At 49.9% G+C, this 13,113-nt stretch carries 14 protein-coding genes and 2 tRNA genes; 5 read left to right on the top strand and 11 right to left on the bottom strand.

From position 1 onward, the window contains the following. Positions 1 to 143: 143 nt before the first annotated feature. Positions 144 to 228, top strand: a tRNA-Leu gene (locus tag AACR41_RS10790). 155 nt (positions 229 to 383) lie between these two features. Here AACR41_RS10790 and AACR41_RS10785 read toward each other — a convergent pair. Both AACR41_RS10785 and AACR41_RS10780 read right to left on the bottom strand, forming a co-directional pair. Then, complete coding sequence (locus AACR41_RS10785) at positions 384 to 635, bottom strand: hypothetical protein (RefSeq protein ID WP_012307691.1); 252 nt, start codon at positions 633 to 635, stop codon at positions 384 to 386. Positions 636 to 739: 104 nt separating this feature from the next. Continuing rightward, a complete protein-coding gene (locus AACR41_RS10780; RefSeq protein WP_045441732.1) occupies positions 740 to 1,060 on the bottom strand; it encodes a Mo-dependent nitrogenase C-terminal domain-containing protein in 321 nt (106 codons plus the stop codon). Between the two features lie 244 nt (positions 1,061 to 1,304). Between AACR41_RS10780 and modB the strand changes: the two genes are divergently transcribed. Both modB and AACR41_RS10770 read left to right on the top strand, forming a co-directional pair. Next, entirely contained in the window at positions 1,305 to 2,006 is a 702-nt protein-coding gene (gene modB / locus AACR41_RS10775; protein ID WP_030006660.1) for a molybdate ABC transporter permease subunit, read from the top strand. Between the two features lie 91 nt (positions 2,007 to 2,097). After that, a tRNA-Gly gene (locus AACR41_RS10770) sits at positions 2,098 to 2,168 on the top strand. Between the two features lie 107 nt (positions 2,169 to 2,275). On the opposite strand, the gene AACR41_RS10765 is transcribed toward AACR41_RS10770, so the two are convergent. From AACR41_RS10765 to AACR41_RS10740, 6 genes are all read right to left on the bottom strand, one after another. Further along, on the bottom strand, positions 2,276 to 3,235 hold the full coding sequence (locus AACR41_RS10765) for a DUF362 domain-containing protein (RefSeq protein ID WP_030006659.1): 960 nt from the start codon (positions 3,233 to 3,235) through the stop codon (positions 2,276 to 2,278). Positions 3,236 to 3,357: 122 nt separating this feature from the next. After that, positions 3,358 to 4,458, bottom strand: coding sequence for a branched-chain amino acid ABC transporter permease (locus tag AACR41_RS10760; RefSeq protein ID WP_030006658.1), 1,101 nt, complete (start codon positions 4,456 to 4,458; stop codon positions 3,358 to 3,360). A 65-nt stretch (positions 4,459 to 4,523) separates the two neighbouring features. Then, positions 4,524 to 5,207, bottom strand: coding sequence for a 4'-phosphopantetheinyl transferase family protein (locus AACR41_RS10755; protein WP_052349642.1), 684 nt, complete (start codon positions 5,205 to 5,207; stop codon positions 4,524 to 4,526). Between the two features lie 10 nt (positions 5,208 to 5,217). Next, complete coding sequence (gene mdh / locus AACR41_RS10750) at positions 5,218 to 6,189, bottom strand: malate dehydrogenase (protein WP_030006656.1); 972 nt, start codon at positions 6,187 to 6,189, stop codon at positions 5,218 to 5,220. Positions 6,190 to 6,204: 15 nt separating this feature from the next. Beyond that, positions 6,205 to 6,420, bottom strand: coding sequence for an NAD(P)H-quinone oxidoreductase subunit O (locus AACR41_RS10745; protein WP_012307699.1), 216 nt, complete (start codon positions 6,418 to 6,420; stop codon positions 6,205 to 6,207). A 44-nt stretch (positions 6,421 to 6,464) separates the two neighbouring features. Next, positions 6,465 to 7,064, bottom strand: a complete 600-nt coding sequence (locus AACR41_RS10740; protein WP_030006655.1) for a chromophore lyase CpcT/CpeT — start codon at positions 7,062 to 7,064, stop codon at positions 6,465 to 6,467. Between the two features lie 312 nt (positions 7,065 to 7,376). Between AACR41_RS10740 and AACR41_RS10735 the strand changes: the two genes are divergently transcribed. Beyond that, positions 7,377 to 8,405 carry a hypothetical protein gene (locus tag AACR41_RS10735; protein ID WP_030006653.1) on the top strand — a complete coding sequence of 343 codons (1,029 nt, stop codon included), beginning with the start codon at positions 7,377 to 7,379 and terminating at the stop codon, positions 8,403 to 8,405. Here AACR41_RS10735 and pyrC read toward each other — a convergent pair. The 3 genes from pyrC to AACR41_RS10720 are packed head-to-tail and all read right to left on the bottom strand — an operon-like array spanning position 8,402 to position 11,347. Beyond that, positions 8,402 to 9,442, bottom strand: coding sequence for a dihydroorotase (gene pyrC / locus AACR41_RS10730; protein WP_030006652.1), 1,041 nt, complete (start codon positions 9,440 to 9,442; stop codon positions 8,402 to 8,404). The genes AACR41_RS10735 and pyrC overlap by 4 nt on opposite strands. Positions 9,443 to 9,498: 56 nt before the next feature. After that, on the bottom strand, positions 9,499 to 10,395 hold the full coding sequence (locus AACR41_RS10725; protein WP_030006651.1) for a branched-chain amino acid ABC transporter permease: 897 nt from the start codon (positions 10,393 to 10,395) through the stop codon (positions 9,499 to 9,501). Between the two features lies 1 nt (position 10,396). Further along, positions 10,397 to 11,347, bottom strand: coding sequence for a branched-chain amino acid ABC transporter permease (locus AACR41_RS10720; RefSeq protein ID WP_030006650.1), 951 nt, complete (start codon positions 11,345 to 11,347; stop codon positions 10,397 to 10,399). Between the two features lie 138 nt (positions 11,348 to 11,485). Between AACR41_RS10720 and AACR41_RS10715 the strand changes: the two genes are divergently transcribed. Continuing rightward, entirely contained in the window at positions 11,486 to 12,781 is a 1,296-nt protein-coding gene (locus tag AACR41_RS10715; RefSeq protein WP_030006649.1) for a PAS domain-containing sensor histidine kinase, read from the top strand. Positions 12,782 to 13,113: the final 332 nt, after the last annotated feature.

Here is a 13,113-nt window from a genome sequence, read left to right as displayed (position 1 = left end):
GGATTCCAGAAAATTCCACAATTTAACAAGCATATCATGCTCCCACTCGAAACGGTGACTAAATTGCTTTTCTGGGGCGATCGCCAGAGGTGAATGCTTGTCGAAACCTAAAAACTATGATTTACTTGTAAGAGTGCCCAAACGGGGGTGTGGCGGAATGGTAGACGCTGCGGACTTAAAATCCGTTGACAGTAAAATGTCGTGAGAGTTCAAGTCTCTCTACCCCCATCAAAAGTCAAATTCGTACTTTCAGATTAATATTTGTGTCACGACCCTCAGTGCTTTTCAAAGGAAACTGGGCCGATTCTGAGCTGTACGGTATCAGATAAATCACTGGACAATGTGATCCGATGAAGTTCAAATAATTCCAAGAACGAAATATTTTAGAAACGCTCAATACTACCGAGAAATACAGGTTCTACCCGAATGGCCTTGATGCTAGAAGGGCGAACAACCATAAATTCTCCCTGCATATTCTTAATCGGCACATTGATAAAGTCGTCGGCCTCAGCCTTGGGAATTAGAACACTGCTGTACCATTTTTGAAATTCTTTGATGTCGCTAAAGCGAACTTCCTCACGGTGACCACCTTCGATCAGGAAAAAAATAGCGTATTCGTCTGCTTGTCTGGGCATAGGGTCTTGTACTCAGCAGGGGTCAAATTCAGGAAAACCAAAGGGTAATTGATTCTTGACCTAGTGTATCTCAGGTTGTGGGATCTGCCATAGGGCTGTGTTTCTTATTGGCAGTACATATTGATGTCTTCACCGGTTTCAGCGAGGAAGGTGAGGGCTCGGAAGCGGAGTGCGACCAGTTCGTTATAGAGGGGGTTGAGTTTGCACAAGGGCGGAATACTAAATAAAACGCGCCCTAAAAGGCTCACATCGCGGGCAAAGGGACATTGGGCGGGAATCAAGCGGCAGACGAGGTGGGCGGCTTCGGGAGTCGTGAATTCGATGGCATTGAGCCAAAATCGTAGGGATTGGAATAAATCAAAGCGTCGGTTGCGAAAAAGGCCGGAATAATGAAGATGATGACGATTACTAGGAGAAGAGTGCATTGAGATGATCCCTTGATAAAAATGATGGGTGTGCGGAGCGATGATGGGAAAATTTGGTGTAGGGGATTTTGGGGCGATCGCCAAACAAATGCTGACTTGTTTCGGGGGTTAACTCTATTTTAGTATCGATAAATTGGCTTGGAAAAAACGTGATTGAATTGACAATTTTCCGGCAAATCGAGATTTTTTCTGGGATTCTCCGCTGTTTTTTGAACTTTAAGCGCGTTTTGAGGTCTGGGGTTTGATGTTCTCGCCTGAGGCGATCGCCGTTGTGTTGCCTGCCCTGTGGATTTCCCTCAAGGTGGCCGGATTCGCCACAATTTTATCGACGTTTTTTGGGGGAGGGTTGGCCTATGGCGTCGTGCGCTATCAGTTCTGGGGGAAATTTTGGCTAGAGGCGATCGCCACTTTACCGTTGGTGATGCCGCCCACCGTCGTTGGCTTCTATTTACTACAACTCTTGAGTCAACAGGGTTTACTGGGATTCTGGTTAGATCAATGGTTTCAAATTCGCCTAATTTTTTCCTGGCAAGGGGCCACCATCGCGGCGACGGTCATGGCTCTGCCACTTATGTTTAAAACCACCAAAGCAGCCCTACAAAGTGTCAATCCTATTTATTTGGAGGCGGCGGCGACCCTAGGGCAATCGGAATGGCAAATTTTTTGGCGGGTGTGGCTGCCGCTAGCGAACCGTGGCGTTTTAGTGGGAATTTTGCTGAGTTTTACCCGGGCCCTCGGTGAATTTGGCGCAACCCTGATGGTAGCTGGCAATATCCCTGGGTTAACCCAAACGATGCCCATGGCCATTTATGAAGCGGTGCAAACGGGCGATCAGACCCTTGCGGCCATATTTGTGGCGATTTTGACGGGGATTTCTTTCCTCAGCCTATTAATGACCCAATACCTAGAATCTCGTACCGCGACTAAACCACAGTTTTTCCGGTAACAATCCCTTGGGGGAGAAGAGAAAAAATTTATGATTTTTCTGGTCAAAGTGACTTAAAGATGCTAGATTTGTGTGAGTGTCTAAACCGCTTGCGGGTGTAGTTTAGTGGTAAAACCTCAGCCTTCCAAGCTGATGATAGGGGTTCGATTCCCCTCACCCGCTTAGTTTACAGAAAACCGAAAGCCGCAATTGTCCGAGAAGGAATTCTAGGTTAGATAATTTGTGCTGGCCCAGACTAAATTTTGCAACTAGACAGGGCCAAACTCAACCTACTTGCCGCTATAGGAAGCCATGGGTTCTTTGATAAAGCGAATGTAGAAGTGTCGAAAAGTAGACTTGAGAATGCGGGGTAGGGCAAAGTCGATGGGCATCAGGGCTTCGGGGAGTTTCCAATCGGCGATCGCCAACTGTTGCGGCGTCGCTAGGGGAAAGTGAATGTTTGTCAGATCACTACAGAGTCCTAGTTCCATGGATTTCGCCACCGTCGGCACTAATTCCGGTTCAACGCCTAAAATATCTACCATCGCCCGATCTAGAACAAAAACGTCCGTAGAAGCCCCTAATACGCCTAATTGCTTCGGTTCGCCACCGCTTGGGCCATTGCCTTCGTGGCCAATAATCCCATCAAGAATCGTCAGATCTGGGGCGATCGCCTGGGCCGTTTCGATGAGCATTGTCGCAAACTGTTCAGGATCCTTTCCTGCTTCCATGTGCCACCAAGCTTTCATTTTCCCAGGCACACAGCCAAACAAATTTTTCACGCCCAAAGTCAGGGTGAGTTGCACATGGGATTTTACTTTGGGCAGATTAATCACCACATCCGCCTCCATGGCTTCTTTAGAAAGGCGCAAATTTTGGTAGTTGTCCCCTGCCGTGCGGTACCGTTTGCCGTGGAATTCCACCAGGGGAATCCCCAACTCTTCGAGCAAGGGTAAATAGCCGTTATTTTTCGCGACCCCCTGGGCTGACCCAAAAGCCGGACTGTCACCAATAAAGGGTTTGCCGCCTGCTTCTAAAACCATCTGGGCGACGCAATAAACCACTTCCTTACGGGTAATGCATTCTTTGGTCGGTCGCGCTCCGGTGAGCATATTCGGTTTTAGCAAAACGCGATCGCCAGGCTTCACAAAAGCCGCCATGCCCCCCAATGGTTCCAGCAACGTCTTTAGGGATTGGCGCAGTTCAGGCAGTTCGTAGGATTGGGCCGCAAGTAAGCTAACGGTAGACATGGCAAATGGAGGAGGACAATGGGCGAAAAAATTACTTTCCATAGAGTAGCGTAGGAAAGGATTAGGAGTTGTTTTAATTTCAGCGGCAAAGGGAGAGAGTCACGAGAAATTTCCCTAACTAATTATTTACCGAGGGTCAACTCATCTTTGTTGCCTAAAATGCCCTGGGGCCGCCACACCATCAGTACCATCAAAATTAGACCAATCACCATAACCCGTAGCGCACCTAGGCGGGCATCATCCACCAAATTCAACTGAGGTAACACAAACCGTGTCAGGGAGTCGTAGGCAAAGAAAATGAGCGCACCAATTAAAGTACCGGGATTCGTGCCAGCGCCGCCCAACACCACAATCGTCCAAGCGTTGAAGGTGACTAACGGATCAAAATTAGCCGGATAAACATTGGTCAACTGCCACGCATAAAAAGAACCCGCTCCACCGGCGATCGCCCCACCGAGCATAAAGGCCTGCAACTTATACCAAAAAACATTTTTACCGAGGGCACGGGGAATTTCCTCATCTTCGCGAATCGCCTTCAGCACCCGACCCCAGGGGGATTGCACCAGATATTCCAGACCGGCATACACCAAAGTCAAGGCAACCACCGACAGCAACATCAGCCCTGCTTTGTAGTTGTAATTTTGGAGGGCAATGCAGCCATTGATAAACAAACTGGTGATGATCCCACCCCCAAGGATGCCCCAGACAATCACCCCTAAACCAGATTTTTCCTGTTTTTTGAGTTTTTTCCAGCGCCAGCGCAACCCTCGCCACAGTTGCCATGCCGCAAAAATTGCAATGATCGTCAACCAAAAAATCAAAGAAATCTTACCCACTTGGTTCGGTCGAAAACTTCCCAGGGGCAACGGATAACCCTGCACCCCAAAGGCTCCCCTGGTTAACCATTCTTCGTTGAGGGCCACCAACCGCACCAATTCAGACACCCCAATGGTCACAATTGCCAAATAATCTTCCCGCAGCCGCAGGGTTGAGAGGCCAATGAGCAGCCCCAGTAAAGCCGCGACCCCAGCCCCAATAGCGAGAGAAAGCAGTAAGGGAACGCCTTGGCTGGAGAGTAAAACTGTGGTGTAGGCACCGACGGTCATAAAAGCCACATGACCAAAGTTAATCAGGCCCGTAAAGCCCCATTGCAAATTGAGGCCCAGACAAAAAATGCCGTAGGTTGCCGCTGAGATGGTGAGATAGACGAGATAGCCGACCATAGTGATTTGTGATTTTTATAAGGATGGAGATTAAAAAGCTTGTTTTAAAAAGACGAAGGAAAGCCTCAAGCTGCCCCATCATATAGCATCCATTCCCCCCGGTTTGTAAACTGGGCACTGGGTTGATCAATGGCGATCGCCCCCCAATGATTTTGATCCGGCTCCCCTAAAAATAACGACCAAGGTTGCGAGGCGGGGGTAATGAGTTGGGGTGTGGGTCTTAGGTGCACTTCAACGGCGTCTAATCCCCCCTGTAAGCCTAAACCGGTGCCCTTTAGGTAGGCTTCTTTTGCTGTCCAGAGTTGTAAAAAGGCCGATTGTTGCGCTGTTTCTGGGAGCTGTCGCAGGAAATCAAATTCTGCTGCCGTAAAAAATCGTTTTGCAAGCCCTAAAATGTCACTTTTTCGTCTTTTTGCTTCTAAATCCACCCCTAAGTGACCTTGGGGAACATCTAAGCTAATGGCACAAAGGGCTAATTTTTTTGTGTGGGATAAATTAAACGCAATATCCGGCAACAGCGGTTTCCCGTGGTCACCATAATCAAAGGCGATCGCCCTGGGATCTCGCTGGAGATAAAACCCAAGGATTTGCCGTAAACCAGCCCGTGCCAGAATAAAACGTCGTTGCAAGTCTAGGAATTTAAACTCCTTGGCCCGCTGTTGTTCGTCATCGCTCAAGAGCCACCACAGTGCCTTCGACTGTCCCAGTTTTTCCAGGGAAATTAACCAATATTCCACCGACACTGCCATGGACGGTCTATCAAAAACTCAGTTTAGAGAGGGCTTTATCAAGGCTATCCCGTACCGAAGCCGCAGAGCGATGCAATTGTGCCAGTTCAGCATCGGTCAAAGGGATCTCAACAATTGCTTCTACGCCCCGGCACCCCAACCGACAAGGCACCCCCAAGAACAAATCCGTCAAACCATACTGACCTTGAAGATAAACCGAGGCAGGTAACAGACGAGATTGATCCTGAATGAGGGACTCAATCATGTGACAAACAGACGAAGCCGGGGCATAGAAAGCACTGCCCGTTTTAAGGAGGGACACAATCTCTGCGCCACCGTTCTGGGTGCGTTCAATTAACCCTTGAATTTTAGTGGCATCCATCAACTCAGTAATTGGGATACCACTGACCGTACAGTAATGGGGCAGCGGCACCATCAAATCCCCATGGCCCCCAAGGACGAGGGTTGAGACATCCCCAGTACTGACCCCTAGTTCCATCGCAATAAAGGTGCGTAAACGGGCTGAATCTAGAACGCCCCCCATCCCCAACACATGGTTCACTGGCAAACCCGTCACTTTCCAGGTGAGGTAGGTCATCACATCCATCGGGTTTGTCACCACGATAAAAATGGCTTGGGGGCTGCGCTCCATGGCTTCCCTTGCGGCATGGACAACGATCTTGGCATTGTAATGGAGCAGATCTTCTCGGCTCATGCCGGGCTTGCGGGCCAGCCCAGCAGTAATCACCACAATGTCGGAACCCGTTGTATCAGCATAATCATTGGTGCCGAGAATGGTTTTATGGTGCCCTTCTAAACCCTGGGCCTCGTATAAATCAAGGGCAATGCCTTGGGGAAGACCTTCAACAATATCGAGCAAGACCACATCCGCGAGGTTTTTTTCGATGACCCGTTGGGCTAGGGTACTACCGACTTTCCCGGCACCGATCACCGTCACTTGGGGCGCTTTACAGGAAATGGAAGGGACGGCGATCGCACACATGGGACTATTCCAAATTTAGACAGCTTCGAGTTGATCGAGACGGAGCCAAACACTGGGGGTTGGGGTATAGAAGCGCACAAAGGCGTATTCATCGTCGAGATCGAGGATTTCGCCTTGGCTTCCGAAAAAGTAGGCGGGTAAACGGGAATCACTCGCTTTCGCTTCGAGGCTATTGGTGAATTGTTCTTTAATCACCCGCACAAGGCTTCCTTTCTTTAGTTTAGCCGCCATAATTTTTGCTTTTCTCCTAATTGTGATGAATTTTATTTTAGAGGTTAATGGGGTTGAACTTCCCCAGAGAAATTGTTGATCTTTTCAAACTCAAACGCCCCCGCCAGGGAGCCCCAGAGGATTTTATCGGTAACCGGATCACGACCGCGATCAATACTGATCAAGGCGTTATCGGTGATTTCAAAGCTGTTGTCGAGGTAGCTTTCTTTGTTATAACGCACAACCCGGCAGCCTTTTCCGGCCTGAACAGTGCCCTTAAAGCTCGTCCCACTCCAGGTGACGATCATGTCGCAACCGGGCATCGGGTCTAGATCGGCCATGTCAAAGTGCTGCATCATGGCAGGGTTGCGGGCAGCGCCCATATATTTGGTTTTGGCGTCATCTTTGGGTTTGTAATGCACCAGTTCCATGTGGTCATCGACGGGTTTGATATGAAACAGGCGCAAACGGTAGGGGGCAGAGGTATCGGAGCTGTAGGCCTGTTCGAGGTAGAGGCCATAGCCATCGAAAAATTGATTGGGCAGGGGGCGCATACAAACTTTGATATGAGCCCAGAGGGGCGGATTGGCGAGGGCCTGGGCTTCGTTAGAAAACTCCCCTGCCATCCAGCGGGCAAGGGTATGGGCATCGGTAGAGTGGGACATAGGAAATTGCTTTGATAATTTGATAAATGGTTTGGTAAAGGATTTTCTAAAAAGATTGGGGTCAGCTTTGGGGGCTGATTGTCTAAGCTTAGGAAAAAGGGGGACAGCTAGGCAACATTCGTCGTCTTGACTTTCCCCAGCAGAAATTGACGGCTTAGGTGGGGCGATCGCCCCTTGGGGAGTGCGGCATCCTCCCTTTCCTTTTCGTCGACCATCTCAGACAATAAAACATCTTGAGGTTTAATTTTTGCACTCGTTACATCGTTACCCGTCCAAATAAGCCCCCGTACACCAATAAGATTTAGGAAGTGAATGGTCAAAGCAATTGAACAGGTTCGTCGAGATTTAGCCACCATTAGTGAGCGGGTAGTGGGGGTGCGTGAAGCCCTGACCAGCGCCTATGGCGATTACCTCAATTGCCTCGGAGATAGCCTCAAACGTCAATTGGTTCTTGCCAGTTATCAACTCTGCACCCAGATTTATCCTCAAAAATTTTTGCAACTTTCCCATAGTCAGCGGCAAGCTCTACAACAGGAACTGCGTCAATTGGGAATCGATCTCCAGACACGCCTACACACCCTCCTAACGGAGCCAGAGGATCAGCCGAGTGAAGCGGAATCGGAAGTAATGGCCGAATTTTTTGTTGATGCTGGCGACATGGAAAATAGCGAGGATCTTGATCAAGAATTGTTTGAAGTTTTTGAAAGCCTCGATCAGGCGATCGCCACCGATGAGCCGCCAGAAGACAAAATAGATAAAGATGATCAACTGCCAGCCCAACTCGAAGACAAAGAAAAGCGGCGGGAATTGTCCCAGTTGGCAGAGCGCATCGCCGATAGTTTGGCCGAAATGATGCAGGGGCCTGCGGTCGAAGTCTCCACCGATGAAAATAGCCCAGACTATTGGCTCGAATGGTGCAAAACCACTGAAAAACGTATTCGTCGCACCCTTAACCAAGTCTCCCAAACGGTTAATCACCAGCTCCAGGACGCCAAGATTCTCCCGGAAAATATCCCAACCACCGTCCTCGATATGGCGATCCAAGCCGATAATCAACAGCATGGCGGTCAGATGCCGAGCCATTTAGTAAACGTCGTCATCGAAGCTGAACTGGGTAAAAAAAAGAAGAAGAGGAAGCACCGTACCCACCTAACCGCTGTGCACCTCAAAGTTTCAGAAGTCGAGTTTACGGAACCGGAAGTTTCGGCCCAGCGCCGCCGTCTCCGGGAACAGGTTGATAAGCTCCGTAATTTGCAAAAGTATTACCAAAAGGCAAAACAGGATTTGGCGATCGCCGAAGCAGAAGCTGCCTGGCGCGCCAGTTGGTACGAAAATTCCTAGGCGACTGGGGTAAATTTCCAGCTTAATTCTTGACCAGCCCAAAGGGGCACAAGACTTGATTCCGGAAAAGGCAGCGCGTCGGGAATCTGCCAAGGGGTTTTCGTCAAAGTAATTTTTTCGGTGTTGCGGGGTAGTTGGTAAAAATCTGGCCCATGGAAACTGGCAAAACCTTCAAGTTTATCTAAGGCATCTGCTGCTTCAAATACCGTGGCGTATAGCTCTAGGGCATGGAGTGCCGAATAACACCCCGCACAACCGCAGTCACTTTCTTTGCGATCGCGGCCATGGGGCGCACTATCGGTGCCGAGGAAAAACTTTGGATTGCCAGAGGTTGCCGCTTCTAGCAGGGCTTCCCGGTGGGTCTCTCGTTTCAAGATCGGTAAACAGTAGAAATGGGGCCGAATGCCGCCCTGGAAAATACGGTTGCGATTGAACAGCAAATGTTGGGGGGTAATCGTCGCCGCCACTTTTTCATCGCTCGCCAGGACAAATTCCACCGCATCTTTGGTGGTGATGTGCTCTAAAACAATGCGTAGCTGCGGAAAGCGTTCCTTCAGGGGACGGAGATAAGTTTCGATAAAAACTTTTTCCCGGTCAAACACATCCACCCGATGATCAGTCACCTCCCCGTGGAGCAGCAGGGGTAGGTCAAGCGCTTGCATCGCCTCAAACACCGCATCACAGTTCCGAATATCTGTAACGCCAAGGTCAGAGTTGGTTGTGGCACCAGCGGGATAATATTTCACCGCTTTGACAAACCCGGATTCTTTCGCAGCCTGAATTTCAGCAGGACTGGTATTGTCCGTGAGGTAGAGGGTCATCAGGGGTTCAAAGGTCTGCCCTGGGGGAATGGCGACCAAAATGCGATCGCGATAGGCAGCGGCCTCAGCAACGGTCCGCACGGGGGGCTTGAGGTTGGGCATCACAATAGCCCGGGCAAATTGGCGCACCGTATCGGGCAAAACAGCCTTGAGCGCTTCCCTGTCGCGGAGGTGCAAATGCCAGTCATCGGGGCGAGTGAGGGTGATTGTTTCCATTATTTCTAGATAAATTGGTCAAAAAAGGGGGAAAAGCGGCGATTTAACGCTAAAAACTAGATTTTAGGCTTCAAGGCAGTGGGTAAACAACGACGTAGCAGTTCGGGGGTAATCAAACCCTGGGGATAAAAAATCGTCCCCAGCAGCAAAAGCAAACCGAAAAAGATCAGCCGCGCATCCCCTAGACCCCGCAGCACTTCCGGGAGAGCCGTGAGGACAATGCCCCCCAGAATCGGCCCTAAAAAAGTACGACTGCCCCCGACCAACACAAAGGCTAGGTAGGTGATACTGGCATCAAAGGTACCCTGGCGCGCATTCCAGGTGTTGAGAAAATGGGCGGCGATCGCCCCGACAATCCCCGCTAAAATTGCCCCCAATACAAACGCCAACACCTTATATTGAGTTGGGTTAACGCCCATGGCACTGGCGGCAAGTTCATCCTCACGGATGGCGTTAAAGGCGCGGCCCACCTTCGTATTTTCTAGACGCCACACCAAAACGCCCACGATGATTAGCAACGGCCCCACCAACCACAGATAACCGAGGGGACTGCGAAAGGGTTGGGGAATGCCAAAAATCCCCACAGCGCCCCCGGTAATGGGCAAATTTAGCGACAATACCCGGACAATTTCCACTAAAGCAATGGTGGCGATCGCCAAATAAATCCCCCGCAACCGCAACACAGGCACGCCAATGATCAGAGCAACTATTCCAGAGGCTAACCCCGCCAGGGCCATTTCCCCCAGGAGCCAAGGCAGTGGAAAGGTTGACCCCGTAAAGGCGATCGCCTGGGTCGAGAGGATCGCCGCAATGTAACCCCCCAGGGCATAAAAACCCGGTGTCGCTAGAGAAAGCTGTCCCGCCATCAGTGGTAGGTAAACCGATATCCCCAACAGTGCCCCCAAAAGAGTCGAGACGATCAAATAGCCGTAGGTACTCAAAAATGCCGCCATCTCACACCTTTTGAATGGTTTTTTGGCCCAATAACCCCTGGGGCCGGAGCAGCAACATCCCAAACAGTAACGCAAAGGCGATCGCCTCCCGATACCCTGAAAAATCCGCTGGAATAAACGCTTCTGCCATGCCGATAATTAAACCGCCCAGCACCGCTCCCGGAATATTCCCCAAACCCCCTAGAACAATTACGCCTAATCCCTTCAAACCATAGCTAATGCCGAAATAAGGCCCCGCAATGCTCACGCTAGAACCTACCAATGTTCCCGCCAGTCCTGCCAAAGCACCACTCACAAAAAACGTCACCCGCACCACCTGTTCCGTATTAATCCCCAAGAGACTGGCGGTTGTGCTGTCCTCTGCCACCGCTTGGATCGCTTTCCCAAATTTCGTTCGGGTCATGCCGTAGGTCAACAGGGTCACAACCAGTGCGGAAACCATCAAGATAATGAGCTGTACTGTCCGGATCAGAATCGGTCGCTCTGGAGAGCCAAAATTAATCGACTCCGGCAAACCACCGTAAATATCCGCTGGAAACGTATAGATCTCTGCGCCCACCAACAGCTGAATCCCATTCACAATCACCACGGCAGCCCCCAGACTGGAGACCAAACTCAGGAGGGGATCGGCGCCCCGGAGGCGTAAAGGACGAAACGCGAGCCATTCTACTAACATCGAAACGCAGCCCGCGAAACCGCAGCCAATTAACAACGCTAAACCAAAGGGTAGGGCAAAGGGTAATTTCACCTGGGCCAAGAAGCCATTGAAGCCAAATTGTCCCCCGGCAAAGAGATAAGTGAAGTAAGCGCCTAGGGTAAAAATCGCTCCGTGGGCAAAGTTAATAATGCCAAGAATCGAAAAAACGAGGGTATAACCCAGGGCAAAAATCGCGTAGACACTACCAATGGAAAGACCATTGAGAAGTTGCTGGAGGAACAGGGTAAGATCCATGTTGTCAGGCGAAGAACGGCACGGTGGTTTCTAAATAGTAATACCACCAATGGGAAAGTCCTGCCCCATTCTCAACGCCATCATCCTGAGTAACCCCTAGCAAATAACGGCGATCGCCAAAAGCACCCGTATCAAAGCATGATTTGGATTCCGATAATCATTGGCTGTGGCACAGCAGGCATTATTTGTTTCACCTGGCAGCAGCGCCAAAAGCAACAAGTCCGACAAATGCTTTACTCCTACGGTGAACATCCCAGTGACGAGCTTCTCTTTGCGCCCCTTTCTTCTCTCCGCCGGGAACTAAAAAGCCTCTATGAAGAAAAACAAGAACTCCAGGCAGAGTTAGACCAATGGTATCGGGTGATCGAAAATGCCCCCTTTGGGTATCTGCGGGTTGACGTGGATAATCAATTAATTTTATGCAACCCAAAGGCCCGACAGCTCCTGTGCTTGAATCGTTGGCAGCCAGGGCAAATCCGTCTTTTGCTGGAATTAGTCCGTTCCTATGAGTTAGACCAGCTCATCGAAACCACCCGCAGCGCTCGCACCGCCCAAAGCCAGGAATGGGAATTTTTTCCGAGCCATGACGCCCAAACCCGTGCTGAAGGCCCCAACCAACCGATACACCTGCGGGGAAGCACTATCCCTTTAAGTCGTGGCGATGTGGCGGTTTTTTTAGAGAACCAAGAGCCGATTCACATCCTGAAACGTTCCCAAGAAAAATTACTGTCTGATCTGACCCACGAATTGCGGACGCCCCTAACGGCGATGCGGCTCCTCGCAGAAACCCTAGAACAGCGTCTAACGGGCTTGGAATTGAAATGGGCTGGTCAAATTCTTAAGGAAATTAATCGTTTGTTTTACCTTGTCCAGGACTGGCTAGAACTGAGCCGACTAGAGTCCCACCCCCATCAGGTGCTGAGCTACCAAACCTTTGATCTGGTGCAGTTGATTAACGACGCTTGGGAAACCCTTACCCCCCTCGCCCAACAAAAACAAGTCACGCGACAATATCAGGGGCCAGACGCATTAAAAATGACCGCCGATGGCGATCGCCTGACTCAGGTTTTTCTCAATCTTTTTGACAATGGCATTAAATACAATCCCGTTGGGGAGGCCATTTTTGTGACTCTATCTCCCCCTGAAGTCGATTCAGACTTCGTTACCGTAGAAGTGATCGATCAAGGCGTTGGCTTTGATCCAGAAGACTTGCCATTTGTGTTTGAGCGCTTGTACCGGGGCGACCAAGCAAGAACAAGACCGGGAGATAATACCGATTTGCGCCAGGGGAGTGGGCTAGGTTTAGCGATCGTGCAGCAAATTATTACTGCCCATGGCGGCACAATTACCGCCCGCAATCACCCCAAATATCGAGGTGCTTGGCTAACCTTCACCCTACCGCTGCAATTACCTAATGAGGATCTTGATATTTAATTTTTTCCCACAGGATCGTGAATAGATAAACAACGATCAAGAAATAAATTTGCACTGGCATATGATCTTCCCCCACATATCTGAACTAGATGGTGTCTCTCTGTGCTGGACAGAGACAATCAACTGCAGCGAAAAGTTGCATTCCGAAGCACCAACTTTCCCGGTGGTTAACCTTTATGCCACAGGTAAAATTGTTTTTTTGTTCCCCATAATCCGAAATTACAACTGGAAATTATGCTAAGTCCTCAGATTTTTCCCAAAGGGATCAACCTGAGACTATTGTTCGCTTTTCTTTACAGCTTTAATATTCCCATTCTTCGCTTTTTACACAC

The sequence above is a fragment of the Picosynechococcus sp. NKBG042902 genome (genome assembly GCF_963864045.1).
Lineage (GTDB): Bacteria > Cyanobacteriota > Cyanobacteriia > Cyanobacteriales > MRBY01 > MRBY01.
The sequence above is the reverse complement of the archived record's forward strand: the minus strand, read 5'-3'. Positions and strand labels throughout refer to the sequence as shown.

Excerpts from the sequence above, each read along its gene's own strand:
- AACR41_RS10755 (WP_052349642.1), bottom strand. The coding sequence starts at position 5,207 with ATGGCAGTGTCGGTGGAATATTGGTTAATTTCCCTGGAAAAACTGGGA.
- AACR41_RS10740 (WP_030006655.1), bottom strand. The coding sequence starts at position 7,064 with ATGTCCCACTCTACCGATGCCCATACCCTTGCCCGCTGGATGGCAGGG.
- AACR41_RS10720 (WP_030006650.1), bottom strand. The coding sequence starts at position 11,347 with ATGGATCTTACCCTGTTCCTCCAGCAACTTCTCAATGGTCTTTCCATT.
- AACR41_RS10735 (WP_030006653.1), top strand. The coding sequence starts at position 7,377 with ATGGTCAAAGCAATTGAACAGGTTCGTCGAGATTTAGCCACCATTAGT.
- AACR41_RS10785 (WP_012307691.1), bottom strand. The coding sequence starts at position 635 with ATGCCCAGACAAGCAGACGAATACGCTATTTTTTTCCTGATCGAAGGT.
- mdh (WP_030006656.1), bottom strand. The coding sequence starts at position 6,189 with ATGTGTGCGATCGCCGTCCCTTCCATTTCCTGTAAAGCGCCCCAAGTG.
- AACR41_RS10715 (WP_030006649.1), top strand. The coding sequence starts at position 11,486 with ATGATTTGGATTCCGATAATCATTGGCTGTGGCACAGCAGGCATTATT.
- AACR41_RS10780 (WP_045441732.1), bottom strand. The coding sequence starts at position 1,060 with ATGCACTCTTCTCCTAGTAATCGTCATCATCTTCATTATTCCGGCCTT.
- AACR41_RS10745 (WP_012307699.1), bottom strand. The coding sequence starts at position 6,420 with ATGGCGGCTAAACTAAAGAAAGGAAGCCTTGTGCGGGTGATTAAAGAA.
- pyrC (WP_030006652.1), bottom strand. The coding sequence starts at position 9,442 with ATGGAAACAATCACCCTCACTCGCCCCGATGACTGGCATTTGCACCTC.
- modB (WP_030006660.1), top strand. The coding sequence starts at position 1,305 with ATGTTCTCGCCTGAGGCGATCGCCGTTGTGTTGCCTGCCCTGTGGATT.
- AACR41_RS10765 (WP_030006659.1), bottom strand. The coding sequence starts at position 3,235 with ATGTCTACCGTTAGCTTACTTGCGGCCCAATCCTACGAACTGCCTGAA.
- AACR41_RS10760 (WP_030006658.1), bottom strand. The coding sequence starts at position 4,458 with ATGGTCGGCTATCTCGTCTATCTCACCATCTCAGCGGCAACCTACGGC.
- AACR41_RS10725 (WP_030006651.1), bottom strand. The coding sequence starts at position 10,395 with ATGGCGGCATTTTTGAGTACCTACGGCTATTTGATCGTCTCGACTCTT.